We start from the raw sequence: 20,095 nt of genomic DNA, 5'->3' as shown, positions 1-20,095 counted from the left end.
TATGCTACTCACTACTAATATAGATATTCTGATTGAAGGGACATTAAATCAGGACTTTGACTTTATTACAGGTGCTGACACCATTGATGAAGCTATTGATATTTACACAGCTGAATTAACACTCCAGGATCGTGAAGATCTAAAAAAAGAAGTGATGAACTTTCTGACATATGACGATGAAATGATAAAATCAGAGTTCAGAGACAGGTATATTAACGCCTTTGCACCGGAAGATGGTAAAGGGTTGCTTCTGAGAATACTCGAAAGCATCAACAAGCATAGTGACCATGGCAATCCCTTATAAACGAGCATCGCTGTTCGATGGAGGGTTACCAGAACTTTGTCGAACTCCTCAGAGCCCGCGAGATAAACATGCTGCGGGCTTTTTGTGTCTGTGCAGCCCTGCGGCCTTCCGTGCGAATGCGCTTCAGGCATGTATATCAACATTTTCTGCAACGTCATTACTATACTTCCCCTCCCCACTCCCCCTTTACAGCCCCAACCCAAACACGAAATAATACCCCTCTACGCCGGGCCACAACGCCCTGCCAACGCTTAAACCCAAACTCAACTCTGCGGACAATTTATGAATAACGAAATCTCTCTCAAATACTATGATGTCGCAGATGAGTATGCGACGGAGTCCGCTAAGCCGGTGAGCGAAGCTGAACGTACCCCACTGGCGCATTACTTCCAGCTGCTGATCACCCGTCTGATGAACAACGAAGAGATCAGTGAAGAGTCGCAGCAGGATATGGCGCGTGAAGCGGGTATCGATGAGCAGCGTATTGATGAAATTGCGGAGTTCCTGAACCGCTGGGGCAACGAGTAACAGACACTCACCGGCAGACGAGCTTTGCGCAGTTTGCCGGTGAATCTGCCTGACTCAACAACCTGATTCGACACAGCGCCGGTATCCCCGTAACAACGCCCAGTGCTGACAGCCACGTGTTTCACGTGGCTGATGTCCGTTCCCTGCCCTACCGACCCATCTTCGTTTTTATCTGCCGCTACACACACTCCATCACACACGCCTTCATCCGCCACAAAGCCCCCTTCCGCCGCTCACCCTCTGGCGCACCTGAAAATTATCATCCAGACTTATATAGTCTGCGCAGGCATTGTGTTTTACACTGCGCGCTGTAAAAAACTGAGTAGATTAAGCAGGCAAAAATGGCGATGAACGGAACGATCACAACCTGGTTTGAAGATAAAGGTTTTGGCTTTATCAAAGATGAAAACGGTGATAACCGCTATTTTCATGTGATTAAGGTCGCCAATCCTGATCTGATCAAGAAAGATGCGGCGGTGACGTTTGAACCCACCACCAACAACAAGGGCTTATCCGCCTATGCGGTGAAGGTCGCGCCGACCAGCAAATACATCTATATCGCAGGCGAGCGGCTCAAGATCACCTCGATTAAGTCTTATCTGGTCTACAACGAAGAAGTCCCGGTCGATGCCGGTGTCGATAAAGAGAACGCGGTGTTGTCAGTGGGCCTGTTGCTGAATAATATCCGGCCCAAAACTGACCCGAACGCCAATGAGATGCGCTCGCTGAAAAAGCTGGCGGTCACCACCTTCCAGGGTACGACACTGATCTTCTCTGAAGATGAGATCGACATTGAAAGTACGGTTAAAGTGCTTAAAGGCCTGAAGTAATCCCGCAGGCGGGCCGAAATTCTGTTGGCAGGATTTCGGCCTTCAGCCTCCTGCCAGCCTGCATTTCAGGCACATTTCTCTGACACGAAATCCCCGCCCACAGGGCTGATACATGACAAAGCGCTCCTCTGGCGGATAAAACCGTCCTGCTCTCCCCTCTAATCCATTGTTTATGATAAAACAAAGGTCAAAAGCGCAGCTCATCAAGGTTCATCCCCACAAAGCGACTTTCCAGGGTAGAATTAGAAACTTTGTTCAGTCATTGCCAATGTTTTCCATCATCGCAAAGTGATACGAAAAGCGGGTGAAATAAGGTATAAAGCCGCATGAAAATCCCAAACAGAATCCAGCCCCTGGTCGATGACGGCCTGATTGACGATGTCCTGCAGCGGCTGAAAAGCGGCAAAGAAGCAGACGTCTATACCGTGCTATGCGGCGGCAAGGTGCAGTGCGCCAAAGTCTATAAAGAAGCGACCCAGCGTAGCTTCAAGCAGGCGGTGCAGTATCAGGAAGGTCGTAAAACCCGTAACAGCCGTAACGCCCGCGCCATGCAGAAAGGCACAAAATTCGGCCGTAAGCAGCAGGAAGAGTCCTGGCAGACCGCAGAAGTAGATGCCCTGTTCCGCCTGGCGAACGCCGGTGTTCGCGTGCCGCAGCCTTATCTCTGCATCGACGGTGTGTTACTGATGGAGCTGGTGACCGATGCCAATGGCTCGGTCGCGCCACGTCTCAGCGATGTCTCTCTGTCTGAAGAGCAGGCGGTGACGGATTTCCACACCATGATCCGCAACATCGTTCGTATGCTCTGTGCCGGTATCGTTCACGGTGACTTATCCGAGTTCAACGTACTGCTGGATGACCAGGGCCCGGTGATTATCGACCTGCCACAGGCAGTTGATGCGGCGGCCAACAACCATGCCGAGTCGATGTTTGAACGTGACGTAGACAACATCACCTCTTACTACGGTCAGTTCGCTCCGCAGCTGCTGAAGACGCGCTACGCCAAAGAGATCTGGCTGCTCTATGAAGATGGCAAGCTGACGCCGGAAACGCCGCTTACCGGGAAGTTTGTGGAAGAGGAGCGCGTAGTCGATATGGATTCTCTGATGGATGAGATCATCACCGCAGAAGATGAATATTACGAGCGCCAGCGCGCCAGCCGTGAGCGCGACGAAGAGTAACTGCATCAATAAAAAAAGGCAGCGAGTCCCCTCGCTGCCTCTCACTTACCGCACTATCACAACGCCATCACCGCACGATGACCGTCAGCGCAATCAGAGTTAAGCCGATGATCATCACGCCGACAAATATCGTATCGAGCCTGCTTTTTTTCATCTTCTCCTCCCTAGAACCACTGACCAAAGCGACGGATGTAGAAACGCTTCATGCCCTGCGCCACCAGGCAGTAGCTGAACAGCGTCAGCACCAGCCACGGGAAATATTGCCATGGCAGTGGCACCAGACCGACCATTGCGCCCAGCGGTGAGAACGGGATCAGGATGCCCAGCGCCATCACCGCCAGCGTAGTCAGCATCACCGGTAAGGTGGCGCGGCTCTGAATAAACGGAATCTTCCGGGTACGCAGCATATGCACCACCAGCGTCTGTGACAGCAGCCCCTCAATAAACCAGCCGGACTGGAACAGCGACTGCACGCCTGCATGGTTAGCGCCGAAAACAAACCACATCAGCGCAAAGGTGGTGACGTCAAAAATTGACGAGGTCGGACCCATCCACAGCATGAAGCGCTTGATGTTGCCGGCATCCCATTTACGCGGCTTATTCAGAAACTCACGGTCAACCTTGTCCCACGGCAGCGCCAGCTGGGAAACGTCATACATCAGGTTCTGAATCAGCAGATGAATCGACAGCATCGGCAGAAACGGAATAAAGGCACTGGCCACCAGCAGCGAGAAAACGTTGCCGAAGTTGGAGCTGGCGGTCATGTTGAGATACTTGATGATGTTGCCAAAGGTCTCGCGTCCTTTGAGTACACCCTCATTCAGCACCTGTAAATCCTTCTCCAGCAGGATGATGTCCGATGAGGCTTTCGCCACATCCGCCGCGCTGTCCACGGAAATCCCGGTGTCAGCCGCCCGCAGCGCAGGCGCGTCGTTAATGCCATCGCCCAGGAACCCGACGGTGTGACCGTTCTGCTGCATCAGCCGCACCAGACGGGATTTCTGCAGCGGCGTCAGCTGAGCAAACAGGGTGCAGCGCTCGGCTTCCTGCGCCAGCTCATCATCGTTCATCGCCTCAATCTGATCGCCGGTCAGCATCGCCGGATCGGTCAGCCCGACATCGGCACAGACCCGCAGCGTCACCAGCGGATTGTCACCGGTCAGCACTTTCACCGTCACACCGCTGTCACGCAGGGCTTTAATCGCTTTGCCCGCGCTGGCTTTAGGCGGATCGCGGAAGGTCAGCATTCCCTGAATAATCAGATCGCGCTCATCACTGTCGCTGAGCGGCGCGTGCAGCTCGCCATCACGGGTTGCCACCAGCAGCACGCGATAGCCCTGCTGATGATAGTGTTCGGTCTGCGCCAGCAGCGCCGCGCGCTGTGCCGCATCCAGTGCGACCACCGTGTCACCCTGCCGCACGGCAATGCTCACTGCCAGCATCTCTTCCACTGCGCCTTTACAGATCAGTTGTGAACGATGCTGAGTCAGATCTTCCACCAGCACCGACACCCGACGGCGGGTAAAATCAAACGGCAGCTCATCGATCAGCTGGAATTGGCTGCGCTGAGACTGTGAAATGACCTTGTCGCCTGCGCAGAGTAAGGCGCGATCCATCAGGTTTTTCGCGCCACTCTGGCTGCCGCTGTTGAGCCATGCCAGCAGCAGCACCTGTGCATCTTCGTTGCCCCGCGCATCCAGATGATGCGCCAGCAGGATGGTGTCCTGGGTCAGCGTGCCGGTTTTATCGGTACAGAGCACATCCATCGCGCCGAGGTTCTGAATGGCGTTGAGCTTTTTAACGATCACTTTGCGACGTGACATCGCAATCGCGCCCTTAGCCAGGTTGGCGCTGACAATCATCGGCAGCATTTCCGGGGTCAGTCCGACCGCGACGGCCAGTGCAAACAGCGTGGCATCCATCCAGTCGCCTTTGGTGAAGCCGTTAATCAGCAGCACCACCGGAACCATCACCAGCATAAAGCGGATCAGCAGCTTGCTGACGCTGTTCACCCCGCGGTCAAAGGCGGTCTGCGGACGGCTTCCGGTCAGCGAAGAGGCCAGGGAGCCGAACCAGGTCTCGCCGCCCGTCGCTACCACGACTGCGCTGGCTGTGCCGCTGGCCACGCTGGTGCCCATCAGGCAGATATTCGGTGATGCCAGCCGCTCCTGGGCGGTCTGACCTTCGGCATCGATACCCGCATCGCTGCTCTGTTTTTCAACCGGCAGCGACTCGCCGGTCAGCACCGCTTCACTGATAAACAGATTACGCGAACTCAGCAGACGGACATCGGCAGGCACCTGATCGCCGGTGCTGAGCAGAATGATATCGCCCGGCACCAGTTCACTCATATCCACATCCTGACGCTGCGCGGTTTCGCTGCCTGGCTCACGGCGCAACACGGTGACCTGGCTGCGCACCAGTGACTTCAGAGCCTGCGCCGCACGGTTAGTGCGAAACTCCTGCCAGAAGCGCAGCAGCCCGCTCAGCATCACCATGGTGAAGATGATGATCACGCCGGAGAGATCGGTCTCCTGACCGGCGCGCAGCGGCAGAATATAGTCGGTAAACAGGCTCACCAGCGCCAGGACCAGTAATACGTAGATAAACGGGTTATTAAACGCCATCAGCAGCTGAATCAGCGCCGGTGGCGCTTTCTCATGCGCCACTTCATTACGGCCATACAAAGCCAGTCGTTTCGCCGCTTCAGCCTGGGTCAGGCCCTGACGCTGACTACGCAGGTTCGCCAGCGTCATATCAATGTGCTGGTCTGCCTGCTGCGCAACGGCAAACATTTTTTTACTTTTTTTATCATTACGGTTGCCGGATGAAGTGATCGCAACCTGTTCCAGTTTCATGTCGCTCATTTCGACATCTCCCTGATTTAAAGCAATAGTTGTCCTGCACGGGAAATATCGTGCATGGATAAAACCTGGCGTGGCCGGGTTATTTAATGGGGTGACTTTCAGAAACAGTCAGGTTATTCCGCCTGCACACAAAATAATGACGCGCACAGGGTTACCTGACGCCGGTTATACGCGGCGTTTTAAAAGTCTGATATCAGCGATTGGGCGCAGCCTGGGCTACGCCAGACGGGGCGGAGGAAAAAGAGCGAATATAAACAGCAGCATAACGCGCACTCCTGGTGATAGCAGGATTAAAAATAAGGAGCGCGATCGTTAATTAAAGCGGGGATCGCTGCTCGCCGGTTGGCAAGCAGCAGAGGAAACTCAGCTTGCCAGAATAAAGGTTAATCTCGGGTGACTGTCCAACTGAATTCTCCTGAAGTTATCTGCCGCCATTATAAAGAGAGGCCGGCTTCGGTAAAGCAATAACGTATTGAATAACGGTTTCGTTGAGGATTTGTTTCTGCTCAGGTTGCCGCTTCGGTAACAGCGTGGCGATCTTCTTATAACCTCCAGGTAATGCTTATAACCTTTTGGCATATGATTAGCCCATATTCGACTATTCTTCGCATCGGCCCTTTCGTAAACTCGCGTAACTTTTTAGAGGCAAGGAAATTTCATGAAAACTATAATTCCATCACTGCTGGCGCTGACGCTGGCTGCCGCCTTCACAGCCCAGGCCGCAACACCAAAAGATACGCTGGTGATTGCACAATCAACTGACGACGCAGACAGCTTCGACCCGGCTAAAGGGTTTGAACTGACCAGCGTTCAGGCCTTTACGAACATCTATCAGCGTCTGGTGCAGTCTGACCCGCAGAATCCGGTGGACCTGAAACCTACACTGGCCACCTCGTGGCAGCCCGGCAGCGACAACCGCAGCCTGACCTTTGAACTGCGTAAAGATGCGAAATTCTCTACCGGCAACCCGCTGCGTCCGGAAGATGTGATCTTCTCGCTGGGCCGCGTGGTGAAACTGAACCTCGATCCCTCTTTCATCCTGACGCAGCTCGGCTGGACCAAAGATAACGTCGATGGCTTCCTGAAAAAAGTCGACGACAATCATGTGCAGATCAGCTGGACCGCCAACGTCAGCCCGACCTACGTCCTGAGCCTGCTCTCTGCCCCGGTTTCATCGATCATTGATGAAAAAACCGCGATGGCGAACCAGAAGAACGGCGATTTCGGTAACGCCTGGCTGGCCACCCACTCGGCGGGCAGCGGTCCGTATCAGATCCGCAAAGTGGTGATGCATCAGGTGGTACTGCTCAGCGCTAACCCGACCTCACCAGCGGGCGCGCCAAAAATGAAGAACATCCTGATCAAGAACGTGCCTGAACCGGCTGCGCGTCGTCTGCTGCTGGAACAGGGTGATGCCGATATCGCCCGTAACCTGGGTGCCGATCAGATTGCTGCGCTGAACGGCAAACCGGGCGTGAAGACGGAAGCGATTCCAATGGCGTCGCTCTACTACATCCAGTTCAACATCGGCGCGAACGAGACGATGAAGAACCCGGCCTTCTGGGAAGCGGCACGCTACCTGTGGGATTACAAAGGCATCGCCAGTGAGCTGCTGAAAGGTCAGTTCGACGTGCATCAGAGCTTCCTGCCTAAGGGCTTCCTGGGCGCGATCAACGACACGCCATACAGCTACGATCCGGAAAAAGCCAAAGCGATTCTGAAGAAAGCGGGCCTGAACAACGTCACCTTCAAGCTCTCCACCAGCAACCAGCCGCCTTATCTGGATATCGCACAGGCGCTGCAGGGCAGCTTCGCCAAAGCGGGCGTGAAAGTGGAAGTGGTGCCGGGTCTGAGCTCCGAAGTATCGACCAACGTGAAAGCGCATAAATATGAAGCGACGCTGAACGCCTGGGGCTCCGACTATTTCGATCCCAACACCAATGCCGCCTCGTTTGCTTACAACCCGGAAGATGGCAGCAAAACCATCGCCTTCCGTTCAGACTGGCACATTCCTGAGCTGAACAAGCAGGTGATTGCGGCGACGGCCGAGAGCGATCCGAAGAAACGCGTGGCGCTGTATGAAGCGATGCAGCGTGAAGTGATGAAGAACTCACCGTATGTGATTGGGATGCAGGCGAAGAACCTCATCGCCCTGCGCGACAACCTGAAAGGCTATGTGCAGGGCATTAACCCTGACATGGTGTATTACTCGCAGGTCACTAAGTAATGGCACAGTCTGTTCCTTCAGCCGGGTTCGCCCGGCTTTTTTGGCAGCGTGGCGGGCGCCTGATCGGTAGCGTACTGTCGCTGCTGGTCACGCTGCTTGGCCTGCTCGCCTTCACCTTTATGCTGTCGCATCTCTCGCCGATCGATCCGGTGCAGCAGATCGCCGGCGATCACGCCAGTGAAGCGACCTATGAGCAGGTGCGTCATGACCTGGGTCTCGACCAGCCGGTGCTGATGCAGTTCTGGCGCTACGTCGAACATCTGGCGCAGGGCGATCTGGGTGTCTCCCGTCTCACCAATCAGTCGGTGAGCGGCGACCTGATGACCACCTTCCCCGCCACCATCGAGCTGGCGACCTGCGCGATGATCTTCGCGGTGGTGTTCGGCGTAACGCTGGCGCTGCTGGCCGCCTGGAAACCGGGCAGCTGGATCGATAATCTCGCCCGCTTTGTCTCGCTGCTGGGCTACTCGGTGCCGGTGTTCTGGCTCGGCCTGCTGGGCCTGCTGCTCTTTTATGCGGTGCTGCACTGGTCCGCCGGACCGGGACGGCTGGATGATATCTGGGTTTATACTCTGGAGCCGAAGACCGGCTTTGTGCTGATCGACAGCTGGCTGTCGGGTGAACCGGAGATGTTCCGCAATGCAATTGCGCACCTCTGGCTGCCGGTGGTGATCCTCGGCCTGCTGGCGATGGCGGGCATTACCCGCCTGCTGCGTGCTGCGCTGCTGGAAGAGAGCAGCAAAGAGTATGTGGTGCTGGCGCGTGCTAAAGGCGCGGGTCGGGTGCGCATCCTGCTGCGCCATATCTTCCCCAACGTGCTGGGCACGCTGGTCACGGTGATCGCCCTCTCCTACGCTACGCTGCTGGAAGGCTCGGTGCTGACCGAAACCGTCTTCGCCTGGCCAGGTGTGGGTCGCTATATGACCAATGCGCTGTTCTCCGGCGATGTGCCGGCGATTCTGGGCTCAACCCTGTTAATCGGCAGCTGCTTTATCCTGATTAACACCCTGGCGGATGTTTTAACCTGGTTAACCGATCCGAGAACCCGATGACGCAACAACTCTCTGAACTCGAAACGCTGCGACCACGCCGTCGCCGTCAACGCGTTACCTCGTTAACCGTTGGGCTGACGCTGGTGGCGATTCTTATCCTGATGGCACTGCTGGCGCCGCTGATTGCGCCGTTCGATCCGAACGTGCAGACCATGTCGAGCCGTCTGCTGGCGCCGTCGGCACAGCACTGGTTCGGCACCGACGGCTTTGGCCGCGATCTGCTGTCGCGCGTGATTTACGGTGCGCGTCCGACCCTGCTGCTGGTATCGCTGATTCTGGTGCTGACCATTCCGGCCGGGCTGCTGATCGGCATCACCGCCGGTTACGTGGGCGGCTGGACCGAACGCCTGCTGATGCGCATTACCGATATCTTCCTGTCGCTGCCCAACCTGGTGATCGCGCTGGCGCTGGTGGCGATTCTCGGCCCTGGCCTGATGAACGGCGCACTGGCACTGGCACTGACCAGCTGGCCGCCGTTTGCCCGTCAGGCACGCGCCGAAACCCTGGCACTGCGCCGCAGCGACTACCTTGCTGCCGCGCGGATGCAGGGGATTACGGGCTTTCGCCTGATGTTCGGTCATATCCTGCCGCTCTGCATGCCGACGGCGGTAGTCCGCGCCGCACTGAGCCTGGGCGGGATTATCCTGGCCGCGGCCGGACTCGGTTTCCTCGGTATGGGCGTTCAGCCGCCGACGGCGGAATGGGGTTCGATGGTGGCCGAAGGCAGTAAAGTCATTTTTGATCAGTGGTGGGTTGCTGCTGCACCGGGCGCGGCGATTCTGTTTGCCAGCCTGGCCTTTAACCTGACAGGCGATGGCCTGCGCGACCGACTGGATACCCGTCATGCAAAATAATCTGCTCCATGCCGAGGGGCTGACCATTCGCAGCGACGATGCGCTGCTGGTCGACAACATCAGTTTTTCCGTGGGTCGCGAGCGCGTGGCGCTGGTCGGTGAGTCCGGTTCCGGCAAGTCACTGACCGCCCGCAGCCTGATGGGCTTACTCTCGCCCGCGCTGCATCTGCAGGCCAGCCAGCTCCAGGTGGCCGGTGAAAATGCGCTGACGCTAAGCGAGCGTCACTGGAACCAGCTGCGCGGTAACCGCGTGGCGATGGTGATGCAGGACCCGAAGTATGCCCTTAACCCGACGCGCACCATTGGCTGGCAGGTGGAAGAGCCGCTGATCCTGCATCGCCGTCTGAGCCGTGCCGAGCGCAAAGAGAAAGTATGTGAAATGCTGGATGCGGTCGGCCTGCCCGATCCGCGTCGTCTGATGCAGCAGTATCCGCATCAGCTCTCTGGCGGCATGGGCCAGCGCGTGATGCTGGCGATCGCCCTGATTACCGATCCGGACTTCCTGATCGCCGATGAACCGACCTCCGCGCTGGATCATGCCATGCGCGATCAGGTGCTGGCGCTGATCCGCGGTCTGGTGGAGGCGCGCAACATGGGCCTGCTGCTGATCAGCCATGATTTGCAGCAGGTTTCAGAACATTGCGAGCGGGTGATGGTGATGTATAAAGGCCGGTTGCTGGATACGCTACCCGCCGCCGATCTGCCGCACGCTACTCATCCCTACACCCGCACGCTGTGGGCCTGCCGTCCGGGCAAAGCGACCCACGGACAGACTTTACCGGTGCTGGACCGCGCTGCGCTGGAGGCGAATGATGATTAAGCTGCAGAATCTAAGCGTCGCCCACAAACAGGGTTACGAGCTGCGCACCGTGGTGCATGAGGTTAACCTGGAGGTTAACGCTGGTGAGTGTTTTGGTCTGGTGGGTCCGTCAGGCTGCGGCAAGTCGTCGCTGCTGTGGGTGCTGGCAGGTCTGAACCCACACTGGCAGGGTCAGATGCAGCTTGCCGGTCACGAAGTTCAGCCGGGTAAAGCCTTCACCGGCGCGCTGCGTCAGGAAGTGCAGATGGTGTTTCAGGATCCCTATGCCTCGCTGCATCCGCGTCACCGGCTGCGTCGCACGCTGGCCGAGCCGCTGAAGCTGCTGAAGCTGCTGAAACGCGACAATATCAACGATCGTATCGATCAGGGCTTCCGTCATGTCGGACTCGATCCCGCCCTGGCGGATCGCTATCCGCATCAGCTCTCCGGCGGCCAGCGTCAGCGCGTCGCCATCGTGCGCGCCCTGCTGCTGCAGCCGAAGATCCTGCTGCTGGATGAGCCGACGTCGGCGCTGGATATGTCAGTGCAGGCGGAGATCCTCAATCTGCTCAACGATCTGAAACAGCAGGATGGCCTGACCATGGTGCTGGTGAGCCACGATCCCGACGTGATCGATCACATGTGCGATCGCGCCGTGCACATGTCGCAGGGTCGCATCATCGAACAGATCTCTGCCTGAAATCAGGCCGGACGGCGTTCACCTGCCGTCCGGCGCTGCTGCATCCGCCACGCCTTTCTGTAACATCCCCTTCTTTCGCCATTAGCCTCATCCTCTCTATTGCCAGAATGGCGCGCTGTCCTCTTCCTCTGAGTCATTAGATTGCCACGCGACGCTGTAAACCTTTACAGACTGAAGCAGGCAGCGAATGCGACAGCGCAAAACGCAGCGGCTGGCTGATGCGGTATACTCGCGACCATTATTTCATGAGAGGAAAAGGCAATGACGGTAAAATTGCGTCCGCTGGAGCGGGAAGATCTGCACTTTGTCCATCAGCTGGATAACAACGCCAGCGTGATGCGTTACTGGTTTGAGGAGCCGTATGAGGCGTTTGTGGAGCTGTCCGATCTCTACAACAAGCACATTCACGATCAGACCGAACGTCGCTTTGTGGTCGAGCACAGCGGGCAGAAAGCGGGATTAGTGGAACTGGTGGAAATCAACCATGTGCACCGCCGCGCCGAGTTTCAGATCATTATCGATCCGGCCCATCAGGGCAAAGGACTGGCAACCCAGGCGGCAAAACTGGCGATGGATTACGGCTTCTCAGTACTGAATCTCTACAAGCTCTACCTGATTGTCGATCAGGAGAACGAAAAAGCGATCCACATCTACACCAAGCTCGGCTTCGAGATCGAAGGCGTGCTTAAACATGAGTTTTTCATCAACGGGGAGTACCGCAACACCATCCGCATGTGCATTTTCCAGCATCAGTATCTGGAACGCCATAAAACGCCAGGCGGAATGGTGAAGCCGACCGCGCAGTAATCAGCCGCGCGCGCCAACCGGGTTCATAAAGGGACGCGGGTGTTCAGGCTTGAGGTCGTACATGCCGCCATAGAAGGGATCGACCAGCAGCCAGCCGGGGAATCCACCCAGTGGGATATTGCCCAGCAGATACCACAGGTTAGCGCGTGCCTCGATAGGCACCGTGACCGGCACGTAGCCCGGACTTTCCAGCATCAGCAGGTAGTGCTTTTTGCCGAAGTAGCGGCCGGTAGATTTTTCCAGTTCAACGGTCTGCGGCGTGAAACCCTGCGCAACCGCATAGCCACGCTCATCCTGCACGGTAAAGCGCGCGCCCTGCGGCAAGGAGTCGATGCGCACCAGTTGGGTTTCATTGCCGACAATGGTGGCACAGCCGCTAAGCAGCAGCGCGGCGGCCAGGGCCAGAATTCGCTGTTTCATGAAGGGGTCCACAGAGTGATCAGTGATCAGAGTGTAGACCGCCCTCTCCGCCTCAATCGGGCTATCATCGCCCGATTCAGCCAGCTTATTGCGGTTGACAAGCGCGGGCGATAGCCGCGATGTCGTTGGGTGAGGTGCGACAGCAGCCGCCAATCAGCTTCGCGCCCGCCTGCTGCCACTCTGCCAGCTTGTCATGCAGCGTGCAGCCTGATGGCGCTGAGTGCCAGGTTTTGCTGCTGGCATCATACTGCTCGCCAGAGTTGGGATAGACCACCAGCGGCTTGTCGGTCAGCTTCTGCAACTGCTGCAGCCCAGGCGTCACGCTCTCAAGTGCCACACAGTTGATTCCCACCGCTACCACCTGTGGCTGCTGATTCAGCCAGCTCACGACGTCTGACAGCGGCGTGCCGTCGCTGATGTGTCCGGCGTCACGCAGGGTAAACGAGAACCAGGCGCGGCCTTCAGGAAATTCAGCCAGTAGCTTCACCAGCGCCTGCGCTTCGGCAAACGAAGGCAGGGTTTCGCAGGCCAGCAGATCGGCACCCGCCGCCAGCAGCGCCTGTACGCGTGGGCGATGAAACGCCATCATCTCCGCTTCCGGCAACGCATAGTCGCCGCGATATTCCGAACCATCCGCCAGGAAGGCGCCATAGGGACCGACCGATCCCGCTACCAGCAGCGTTTTCGCGTCGGGCCGGACCGCCAGATAATCGTGACGGGCGCGTCGCGCCAGCTCGACGCTCTGCGCGATCAACGCCAGTGACTCCCCCTCATCAAGGCCACGTGTGGCAAAGCCCTGCGGCGTCGCCTGATAGCTGGCGGTAATGGCACAGCGCGCGCCAGCGACAAAATAGTCGTAGTGCACCTGATAGATCAGTTCAGGATTTTCCATCAGCACCTTAGCTGACCATAACGCATCGGCCAGATGACAGCCGCGGGCTTCCAGCTCGGTGGCCAGGGCACCATCCAGAATCAGCAGTGGCGACTCCGTTAAAGCCTGCGCGACAGGGTTATACGACATCATTGGCCTCCTCAGGCTTCGGGGATGATTTGTGGGTCAGATGGTAAGCGGCATAGCAGAACAGCACAAACGGGATGCCACACCACAGCGCGATACGCTGGGTCGGATCAAACGCCAGACCGACACAGGCCAGCAGACAGAGCAGGAAACCCAGCACCGGCGTCAGCGGATAGAGCGGCGCACGATAGGCCAGATCGGCCAGCGATTTGCCCTGCTGAAGATGACGACGACGGAAAACAAAATGCGAAGCGCAGATGCTGAGCCAGACAGCTACCACCGCAAAGCCGGAGATGGCCGACAGCGCCACAAACACCGTGTCGGGCGCGACCACGCTGGAGACCAGCGCCAGCAAACCACCCACCATGCTGACGGTGATCGCCAGCATCGGCACGCCGCGCTTGTTCACCCGGGCAAAGGCGCGCGGCAGCGTATTTTCATTGGCCAGCGACCAGAGCATCCGCCCGGAGGCATAGAGTCCGGAGTTGGCCGCAGACAGGATAGCGGTCAGGATCACAAAGTTAATAATGTCAGCCGCCCACGGGATGCCGATCTTTTCGAAGACCAGCACGAACGGGCTTTTCACGATACCCGCCTGATCCATAGGAATCAGCGCCGCCAGCACAAATACCGTGCCGATGAAGAAGATAATCAGCCGGGCCACGGTAGTACGGATCGCCAGCGGCAGCACTTTCTCCGGCTGCTGGGTTTCACCGGCCGCAATACCGATCAGCTCGGTGCCGGAAAAGGCGAAGTTGACTGCCACCATGGTCATCAGAATCGGCAGTACGCCGTTGGGCAGCCAGCCGTGCGCCGTCAGATTGCTCAGGCCCGGTGCGGGCGTGCCATCCTTCATCGGGATAAACCCAAACATCGCCGCACCGCCGAGCACGATAAAGGCGACGATCGTTACCACCTTAATCAGCGAGAACCAGAACTCCCCTTCGGCGAAGAAGCGGGTTGAGATAACGTTCAGCAGATAGATGGCGCAGCAGAAGACCAGGCACCAGATCCATACCGGGATCTGCGGGAACCAGTACTGCATACAGAAGCCCGCCGCCGTCAGGCTGGAGCCGAGCGCCACGGTCCAGGTGAGCCAGTAGAGCCAGGCCACGGTGTAGCCGGTTGCCGGGCTGAGATAGCGTGCGGCATAGACGTGGAACGCGCCGGTTTCCGGCATCGCCACGGAGAGTTCGCCCAGACAGACCATCACCAGCCAGACCACCAGCGCGCCAATCAGATAGGCGAGCAGCGTCCCCGCCGCCCCGGTGGTGGAAATGATGTAGCCGGTGTTAAAAAACAGGCCGGTGCCGATTACGCCGCCCAGCGATAACATCACCAGATGGCGCACTTTCATGGTGCGTTTAAATTGTTCCTGCGAGGGAGTTGGCTGTTCGCTCATCACTTTTATCCGTATGGACGTCTAAACATCTATAAGGAACAGTTTTATACGCGTCACAGCCGGTAATTGCAACGGCAGGGAAACAGGGAGGAGGTAAAGGCGGTTCAGTGCCCCGTCGCGGCGGGGCCTGATGCGTTAGCCGAAAACGCTTTGAATATAACGTTCCAGCGCCATGCGGGAACTAAATCCGTGCGGGATGCCGTAGTGTTCCTGTGAATCACCCGCCAGGTAGAGAGGGAATTGGGTGTAGTGATCGCAGGTCTTCATTTCTGAAGCAGGTTCAGCGAACGGCTGGCTCTTCTCTTTCAGTGTCGGGTGAATGACGAGTGCCATGCGCCCCATGCGCGCTTCGCGATTCACATAAACATAGTTCTCTCCACGGCGATAACCATAGGCCCGTGGGGTAATTTCATCGACTTCGAAACCCGCTTTTTCCAGTACGCGCGCTACCTCATCTGGTCGTAAATACATGCTCGATCCTCTCCTCTTTCAAAAGCTTCGCAACCTTACAACAGCATGACAGAGTGGGCATTCGGAATTTTCCCTAAAGAACACTCCCGCGTCTCGTTTATCTCAAGGTCGTCTACACTAGTATTACGTTTTTAAATCAAAGGGAGCTAAAAAATGTTTAATCGCACTGTAAAAAACGATGACATTGATATTAATCAGGATGTTAACGAACTGGCCGATTCACTGGAAGCGCTGCTGAAATCTTACGGCAGTGACGCCAAAGACGAAGTGGATTCTGCACGCAGTCAGGCAGAAAAGCTGCTGAAACAGACCCGCTCCAGACTGAACGGCGGCAGCAACCGTGTTTCACAGGTTGCGCGTGATGCCAGTGCGCAGGTTGACACCTATGTCCATGACAAGCCATGGCACGGTGTTGGTATCGGTGCCGCTTTCGGTATCGTAGTGGGCGTGCTGCTGGCTTCACGCCGCTAAGCTCAACTCCAGAAAATCTCCTGAGCCCTGCCTTGTGCGGGGCTTTTTTATGCCCTTTTTCTGGCTGGTGACATTTACAAAAGATTTTTCCAGGCTGCAGGGCGCATCCCTGCTGGCTTTGCCGCTGTTGCGCAAATGCAAATCATAAAACCCTATATCTGGTGGGCTTGACCCACAAAAGCACTACATCTAGTATTTATCTCATCAGCACGACACCAGATGTCCGGCAGAATGAGGCCCGCAACCTGCTCCTCCAGCTCTGTTTCCTGACATCAGAACCGCATATAGAGGGAAATACGAATCATGCGCATTATTATTTACACTAAAGATAACTGTGTCCAGTGCACGGCAACCAAAAATGCGATGGACCGTCAGGGTCTCGCCTATCAGCTTATCAATCTCGACAGCCAGCCCGAGGCGATCGACAACCTGAAATCACTGGGTTACCGCCAGGTACCCGTCGTGATGGCAGATAACGATCACTGGAGCGGTTTCCGCCCGGACAAAATCGCCACGCTGCGCACGCTTTCTGCTGTCGGAGGATAAACACATGTTCCCGCTGGTCTATTTTTCCAGCCAGTCGGAAAACACCCACCGGTTTGTGACGCGCCTCGGCCTGCCTGCCCGGCGCATCCCGCTTGATGCCCGGCAACAACTGCATATCGACCAGCCCTATATTCTGGTCGTGCCCAGCTATGGCGGTGGCAGCAGTCGCGGTGCGGTGCCCGGTCAGGTGATTCAGTTTCTTAATGATGAGGCGAACCGACGCGGTATTCGTGGCGTAATCGCAGCGGGCAACCGTAACTTCGGTGCCGGTTACTGCCTGGCGGGCAGCATCATTGCAAATAAATGTCAGGTTCCCTGCCTCTACCGCTTCGAGCTGATGGGAACGCCTGACGATATCGCGAAAGTTAAAGCGGGAGTAACCCAATTTTGGCAACAACAGACACCCTCAACGACGTGACGCTCGATTATCACGCCCTTAATGCCATGCTCAATCTCTACGACGCCGAGGGCCGCATCCAGTTCGACAAGGATCGCGAAGCGACACGTCAGTTTTATCTGCAGCATGTGCAACCCAATACCGTCTCCTTCAATAGCTGCGCTGAGCGTTTACGCTATCTGGTGGCAGAGAGCTATTACGAAGCGGAAGTGCTGAACCAGTACGATTTTGCGTTCCTGCTTGCGCTGCATGAGGTGGCGGAAAACTGGGGATTTGAGTTCAAAACCTTTCTCGGTGCCTGGAAGTACTACACCAGCTACACCCTGAAGACCTTCGACGGCAAACGCTATCTGGAAACCTTCGAACAGCGCGCCTGCATGGTGGCGCTGACGCTGGCTCAGGGCGATGAAAAGCTTGCGCGGGCCCTGCTGGAGGAGATCCTCAGCGGCCGTTTCCAGCCCGCCACGCCAACCTTCCTGAACTGCGGCAAACAGCAACGCGGTGAGCTGGTCTCCTGCTTCCTGCTGCGCATCGAAGACAATATGGAGTCAATTGGTCGCGCCGTGAATTCGGCACTACAGCTCTCAAAGCGCGGCGGCGGCGTCGCCTTTTTGCTGTCGAACCTGCGTGAGTCCGGTGCGCCAATCAAACGTATTGAAAATCAGTCGTCGGGCGTTATCCCGGTGATGAAAATGCTGGAGGATGCCTTCTCTTATGCGAATCAGCTCGGCGCGCGTCAGGGCGCTGGCGCGGTGTGGCTCAATGCGCACCATCCCGATATTTTCCGCTTCCTTGATACCAAGCGCGAAAACGCCGATGAGAAGATCCGCATCAAAACCCTGTCGCTGGGCGTGGTGATCCCCGATATCACCTTCCAGCTGGCAAAAGAGAACAAACCGATGGCGCTGTTCTCGCCTTACGACGTTGAACGGATCTACGGTCAGGCCTTTGGCGATATCAGCATCAGCGAGAAATATGACGAGATGCTGGCCGACGACCGCATCCGTAAAACCTATATTCAGCCACGCGACTTCTTCCAGACGCTGGCTGAGATTCAGTTTGAGTCGGGCTATCCCTACATCATGTATGAGGACAGCGTGAACCGCAGTAACCCGATTGCCGGTCGCATTAACATGAGCAACCTCTGCTCTGAGATCCTGCAGGTGAACAGTGCCAGCGAGTACAATGACGATCTCAGCTATCGCCGGATCGGCAAAGATATCTCCTGTAATCTCGGCTCACTGAACATTGCGCACGCCATGGATTCACGCGATCTGGCGCGTACCGTGGATGTGGCGATCCGCGCCCTGACCTCGGTGTCGATGATGAGCGAAATTGGCTCGGTGCCCTCGGTCGCCGAAGGCAATCGCCGTTCGCACGCCATTGGCCTGGGTCAGATGAACCTGCACGGCTATCTGGCGCGGGAAGGCATCGCCTATGGTTCACCGGAAGCGCTGGATTTCACTAATCTCTACTTCTACTGCATCACCTATTATGCGCTGCGCACCTCTAATCAGCTGGCACAGGAGCGTCAGCAGACCTTCGATGGCTTTGCGGAATCGCAGTACGCCAGCGGCGCCTACTTCGATAAGTATCTGCAGCGCGAATGGCTGCCGCGCACGGAACGGGTAGCGACGCTGTTTGCCGACGCCGGACTGACGCTGCCGACACAGGCGGACTGGCAGGCACTGCGCGACGCGGTGATGCAGCACGGACTGTTTAATCAGAACCTGCAGGCGATCCCGCCAACCGGGTCAATCTCCTACATCAACCATGCCACCTCCAGCATCCATCCGATTGTTTCCCCCATCGAGATCCGCAAAGAGGGCAAAACCGGCCGCGTCTACTATCCCGCGCCGTTTATGACCAATGAGAATCTCCATCTCTATCAGGATGCGTATCAGATTGGGCCGGAAGCGATTATTGATACCTACGCAGAAGCGACTCAGCATGTCGATCAGGGCCTGTCGCTGACGCTGTTCTTCCGCGATGATGTCTCGACCCGTGACATCAACAAAGCGCAGATTTACGCGTGGAAAAAAGGCATTAAGACGCTCTATTACATTCGACTGCGCCAGATGGCGCTTCAGGGCACGGAGGTTCAGGGCTGCGTATCATGCTCCCTGTGATGAAAATGATGAAACTAAAACAGATTCAGGCAATTAACTGGAACCGCATTCAGGATGACAAAGATCTTGAGGTGTGGAATCGTCTCACCAGCAACTTCTGGCTGCCAGAGAAAGTGCCGCTCTCCAACGATCTGCCCGGCTGGCAGACGCTGGATAAACAGCAGCAGCAGCTGACCATCCGGGTATTCACCGGCCTGACGCTGCTCGACACTATCCAGAACGTGATCGGTGCGCCGGGGCTGATGGAAGATGCCATTACCCCGCACGAAGAGGCGGTGCTGTCGAATATCAGCTTTATGGAAGCGGTGCATGCCCGCTCCTACAGTTCGATCTTCTCAACGCTGTGTAACACCCAGGATGTGGATGCCGCTTATCAGTGGAGCGAAGAGAATGCGCCGCTGCAGAACAAGGCGCGCATCATCCTGGAACACTACCAGGCCGATGATCCGCTGAAGAAGAAGATCGCCAGCGTTTTCCTGGAGTCGTTTTTGTTCTATTCCGGCTTCTGGCTGCCGATGTACTGGTCGAGCCGTGGCAAGCTGACCAACACCGCTGACCTGATTCGCCTGATTATTCGCGATGAGGCGGTGCACGGTTACTACATCGGTTACAAATATCAGCAGGCGCTGGCTGCCGCTGACGATCTGCGCCGCGAAGAGCTGCAGCAGTTCGCCTATGATCTGCTGCTGGCGCTGTATGAGAACGAAGTGGCTTATACCGAGGCGCTCTATGCCGATGTCGGCTGGGTAGAGGAGGTGAAAACCTTCCTGCACTACAACGCCAACAAAGCGTTAATGAATCTGGGCTATGAGGCGCTGTTCCCGGCGGAGCTGACAGCGGTGAATCCGGCCATTCTGTCGGCTCTGTCGCCCAACGCCGACGAAAACCACGACTTCTTCTCCGGTTCAGGCTCCTCCTATGTGATGGGAAAAGCGGTCGAAACCGAAGACGAAGACTGGAATTTCTAAGGGTTACCGGGTGCTGTTTTGTCAGCATCCGGTTTTCTCTGGCAGTGCCGTGTCAGCCGCGCCATTCCGTCTAATCATAAGAAAAAAATATTACTGCAACACAGCCTGACTATTTCACCGTTTG

At 56.7% G+C, this 20,095-nt stretch carries 21 protein-coding genes; 15 read left to right on the top strand and 6 right to left on the bottom strand.

Annotation, left to right across the window (positions count from 1 at the left end; translation table 11 throughout):
- Nucleotide 1: 1 nt before the first annotated feature.
- From ACO6VX_RS00185 to ACO6VX_RS00170, 4 genes are all read left to right on the top strand, one after another.
- Nucleotides 2-304 (top strand): contact-dependent growth inhibition system immunity protein, encoded by a 303-nt coding sequence (locus tag ACO6VX_RS00185; protein ID WP_010672164.1) that lies wholly within the window; start codon nt 2-4, stop codon nt 302-304.
- Between the two features lie 282 nt (nt 305-586).
- On the top strand, nt 587-832 hold the full coding sequence (locus tag ACO6VX_RS00180; protein WP_010672163.1) for a YmjA family protein: 246 nt from the start codon (nt 587-589) through the stop codon (nt 830-832).
- Between the two features lie 341 nt (nt 833-1,173).
- The gene (locus tag ACO6VX_RS00175; RefSeq protein WP_010257735.1) at nt 1,174-1,662 is read left to right on the top strand and encodes a cold-shock protein; all 489 of its coding nucleotides are present in this window, start codon (nt 1,174-1,176) and stop codon (nt 1,660-1,662) included.
- 326 nt (nt 1,663-1,988) lie between these two features.
- Nucleotides 1,989-2,843, top strand: coding sequence for a PA4780 family RIO1-like protein kinase (locus tag ACO6VX_RS00170; protein WP_010257738.1), 855 nt, complete (start codon nt 1,989-1,991; stop codon nt 2,841-2,843).
- Between the two features lie 67 nt (nt 2,844-2,910).
- On the opposite strand, the gene mgtU is transcribed toward ACO6VX_RS00170, so the two are convergent.
- Nucleotides 2,911-2,997 carry a magnesium transporter protection protein MgtU gene (gene mgtU / locus ACO6VX_RS00165; protein WP_422457953.1) on the bottom strand — a complete coding sequence of 29 codons (87 nt, stop codon included), beginning with the start codon at nt 2,995-2,997 and terminating at the stop codon, nt 2,911-2,913.
- Between the two features lie 10 nt (nt 2,998-3,007).
- On the bottom strand, nt 3,008-5,710 hold the full coding sequence (mgtA, locus tag ACO6VX_RS00160) for a magnesium-translocating P-type ATPase (protein ID WP_039391420.1): 2,703 nt from the start codon (nt 5,708-5,710) through the stop codon (nt 3,008-3,010).
- Nucleotides 5,711-6,368: 658 nt separating this feature from the next.
- Here mgtA and ACO6VX_RS00155 point away from each other — a divergent pair.
- From ACO6VX_RS00155 to speG, 6 genes are all read left to right on the top strand, one after another.
- A complete protein-coding gene (locus ACO6VX_RS00155; protein ID WP_022624076.1) occupies nt 6,369-7,937 on the top strand; it encodes an ABC transporter substrate-binding protein in 1,569 nt (522 codons plus the stop codon).
- Complete coding sequence (locus ACO6VX_RS00150) at nt 7,937-8,989, top strand: ABC transporter permease (RefSeq protein ID WP_010257745.1); 1,053 nt, start codon at nt 7,937-7,939, stop codon at nt 8,987-8,989. Before ACO6VX_RS00155 ends, ACO6VX_RS00150 begins: the two co-directional genes overlap by 1 nt.
- The gene (locus ACO6VX_RS00145; protein WP_010257750.1) at nt 8,986-9,843 is read left to right on the top strand and encodes an ABC transporter permease; all 858 of its coding nucleotides are present in this window, start codon (nt 8,986-8,988) and stop codon (nt 9,841-9,843) included. Before ACO6VX_RS00150 ends, ACO6VX_RS00145 begins: the two co-directional genes overlap by 4 nt.
- Nucleotides 9,833-10,663, top strand: coding sequence for an ABC transporter ATP-binding protein (locus ACO6VX_RS00140; protein WP_031594057.1), 831 nt, complete (start codon nt 9,833-9,835; stop codon nt 10,661-10,663). Before ACO6VX_RS00145 ends, ACO6VX_RS00140 begins: the two co-directional genes overlap by 11 nt.
- Nucleotides 10,656-11,342: an ABC transporter ATP-binding protein gene (locus ACO6VX_RS00135; RefSeq protein WP_422457951.1), complete on the top strand. Its 687-nt coding sequence runs from the start codon at nt 10,656-10,658 to the stop codon at nt 11,340-11,342. Before ACO6VX_RS00140 ends, ACO6VX_RS00135 begins: the two co-directional genes overlap by 8 nt.
- Before the next feature lie 261 nt (nt 11,343-11,603).
- Nucleotides 11,604-12,149, top strand: a complete 546-nt coding sequence (speG, locus tag ACO6VX_RS00130; protein WP_003850356.1) for a spermidine N1-acetyltransferase — start codon at nt 11,604-11,606, stop codon at nt 12,147-12,149.
- Here speG and ACO6VX_RS00125 read toward each other — a convergent pair whose 3' ends face one another.
- The 4 genes from ACO6VX_RS00125 to ACO6VX_RS00110 all read right to left on the bottom strand — a co-directional run bounded on the left by ACO6VX_RS00125 (nt 12,150) and on the right by ACO6VX_RS00110 (nt 15,460).
- Nucleotides 12,150-12,569, bottom strand: a complete 420-nt coding sequence (locus ACO6VX_RS00125) for a hypothetical protein (RefSeq protein ID WP_010257757.1) — start codon at nt 12,567-12,569, stop codon at nt 12,150-12,152. It lies immediately after the preceding gene.
- Between the two features lie 85 nt (nt 12,570-12,654).
- Entirely contained in the window at nt 12,655-13,590 is a 936-nt protein-coding gene (gene mmuM, locus ACO6VX_RS00120; RefSeq protein WP_346463968.1) for a homocysteine S-methyltransferase, read from the bottom strand.
- A complete protein-coding gene (mmuP, locus tag ACO6VX_RS00115) occupies nt 13,580-14,989 on the bottom strand; it encodes an S-methylmethionine permease (RefSeq protein ID WP_033758676.1) in 1,410 nt (469 codons plus the stop codon). Before mmuP ends, mmuM begins: the two co-directional genes overlap by 11 nt.
- A gap of 135 nt (nt 14,990-15,124) precedes the next feature.
- A complete protein-coding gene (locus tag ACO6VX_RS00110) occupies nt 15,125-15,460 on the bottom strand; it encodes a DUF2002 family protein (protein WP_003850360.1) in 336 nt (111 codons plus the stop codon).
- Between the two features lie 153 nt (nt 15,461-15,613).
- Between ACO6VX_RS00110 and ACO6VX_RS00105 the strand changes: the two genes are divergently transcribed.
- The 5 genes from ACO6VX_RS00105 (at nt 15,614) to nrdF (ending at nt 19,971) form a co-directional block, all read left to right on the top strand.
- A complete protein-coding gene (locus ACO6VX_RS00105) occupies nt 15,614-15,931 on the top strand; it encodes a DUF883 family protein (RefSeq protein ID WP_010257764.1) in 318 nt (105 codons plus the stop codon).
- Between the two features lie 303 nt (nt 15,932-16,234).
- Nucleotides 16,235-16,477: a glutaredoxin-like protein NrdH gene (gene nrdH / locus ACO6VX_RS00100; RefSeq protein WP_010257769.1), complete on the top strand. Its 243-nt coding sequence runs from the start codon at nt 16,235-16,237 to the stop codon at nt 16,475-16,477.
- Between the two features lie 4 nt (nt 16,478-16,481).
- Nucleotides 16,482-16,895, top strand: coding sequence for a class Ib ribonucleoside-diphosphate reductase assembly flavoprotein NrdI (gene nrdI, locus ACO6VX_RS00095; RefSeq protein WP_422457349.1), 414 nt, complete (start codon nt 16,482-16,484; stop codon nt 16,893-16,895).
- Nucleotides 16,865-19,003, top strand: a complete 2,139-nt coding sequence (gene nrdE, locus ACO6VX_RS00090) for a class 1b ribonucleoside-diphosphate reductase subunit alpha (protein WP_422457348.1) — start codon at nt 16,865-16,867, stop codon at nt 19,001-19,003. The genes nrdI and nrdE overlap by 31 nt, the downstream gene beginning before the upstream one ends.
- Before the next feature lie 8 nt (nt 19,004-19,011).
- Nucleotides 19,012-19,971 carry a class 1b ribonucleoside-diphosphate reductase subunit beta gene (nrdF, locus tag ACO6VX_RS00085; RefSeq protein WP_010257777.1) on the top strand — a complete coding sequence of 320 codons (960 nt, stop codon included), beginning with the start codon at nt 19,012-19,014 and terminating at the stop codon, nt 19,969-19,971.
- The last annotated feature ends 124 nt before the right edge of the window (nt 19,972-20,095 follow it).

Origin of the sequence: Pantoea sp. BJFS-204, assembly GCF_049310725.1 — a bacterium.
Classification (GTDB): Bacteria; Pseudomonadota; Gammaproteobacteria; order Enterobacterales; family Enterobacteriaceae; genus Pantoea; species Pantoea agglomerans.
This window is presented reverse-complemented; position numbering and strand designations above follow the sequence as displayed.

What these genes read in the sequence shown, in the direction of transcription:
- mgtU (WP_422457953.1), bottom strand. Translation starts at nt 2,997, where the DNA reads ATGAAAAAAAGCAGGCTCGATACGATATTTGTCGGCGTGATGATCATC.
- ACO6VX_RS00105 (WP_010257764.1), top strand. Translation starts at nt 15,614, where the DNA reads ATGTTTAATCGCACTGTAAAAAACGATGACATTGATATTAATCAGGAT.
- mmuM (WP_346463968.1), bottom strand. Translation starts at nt 13,590, where the DNA reads ATGTCGTATAACCCTGTCGCGCAGGCTTTAACGGAGTCGCCACTGCTG.
- ACO6VX_RS00150 (WP_010257745.1), top strand. Translation starts at nt 7,937, where the DNA reads ATGGCACAGTCTGTTCCTTCAGCCGGGTTCGCCCGGCTTTTTTGGCAG.
- ACO6VX_RS00135 (WP_422457951.1), top strand. Translation starts at nt 10,656, where the DNA reads ATGATTAAGCTGCAGAATCTAAGCGTCGCCCACAAACAGGGTTACGAG.
- mgtA (WP_039391420.1), bottom strand. Translation starts at nt 5,710, where the DNA reads ATGAGCGACATGAAACTGGAACAGGTTGCGATCACTTCATCCGGCAAC.
- ACO6VX_RS00140 (WP_031594057.1), top strand. Translation starts at nt 9,833, where the DNA reads ATGCAAAATAATCTGCTCCATGCCGAGGGGCTGACCATTCGCAGCGAC.
- nrdF (WP_010257777.1), top strand. Translation starts at nt 19,012, where the DNA reads ATGAAACTAAAACAGATTCAGGCAATTAACTGGAACCGCATTCAGGAT.
- ACO6VX_RS00110 (WP_003850360.1), bottom strand. Translation starts at nt 15,460, where the DNA reads ATGTATTTACGACCAGATGAGGTAGCGCGCGTACTGGAAAAAGCGGGT.
- mmuP (WP_033758676.1), bottom strand. Translation starts at nt 14,989, where the DNA reads ATGAGCGAACAGCCAACTCCCTCGCAGGAACAATTTAAACGCACCATG.
- ACO6VX_RS00185 (WP_010672164.1), top strand. Translation starts at nt 2, where the DNA reads ATGCTACTCACTACTAATATAGATATTCTGATTGAAGGGACATTAAAT.
- nrdH (WP_010257769.1), top strand. Translation starts at nt 16,235, where the DNA reads ATGCGCATTATTATTTACACTAAAGATAACTGTGTCCAGTGCACGGCA.
- ACO6VX_RS00125 (WP_010257757.1), bottom strand. Translation starts at nt 12,569, where the DNA reads ATGAAACAGCGAATTCTGGCCCTGGCCGCCGCGCTGCTGCTTAGCGGC.
- ACO6VX_RS00145 (WP_010257750.1), top strand. Translation starts at nt 8,986, where the DNA reads ATGACGCAACAACTCTCTGAACTCGAAACGCTGCGACCACGCCGTCGC.
- ACO6VX_RS00170 (WP_010257738.1), top strand. Translation starts at nt 1,989, where the DNA reads ATGAAAATCCCAAACAGAATCCAGCCCCTGGTCGATGACGGCCTGATT.
- ACO6VX_RS00155 (WP_022624076.1), top strand. Translation starts at nt 6,369, where the DNA reads ATGAAAACTATAATTCCATCACTGCTGGCGCTGACGCTGGCTGCCGCC.
- ACO6VX_RS00175 (WP_010257735.1), top strand. Translation starts at nt 1,174, where the DNA reads ATGGCGATGAACGGAACGATCACAACCTGGTTTGAAGATAAAGGTTTT.
- ACO6VX_RS00180 (WP_010672163.1), top strand. Translation starts at nt 587, where the DNA reads ATGAATAACGAAATCTCTCTCAAATACTATGATGTCGCAGATGAGTAT.
- nrdI (WP_422457349.1), top strand. Translation starts at nt 16,482, where the DNA reads ATGTTCCCGCTGGTCTATTTTTCCAGCCAGTCGGAAAACACCCACCGG.
- speG (WP_003850356.1), top strand. Translation starts at nt 11,604, where the DNA reads ATGACGGTAAAATTGCGTCCGCTGGAGCGGGAAGATCTGCACTTTGTC.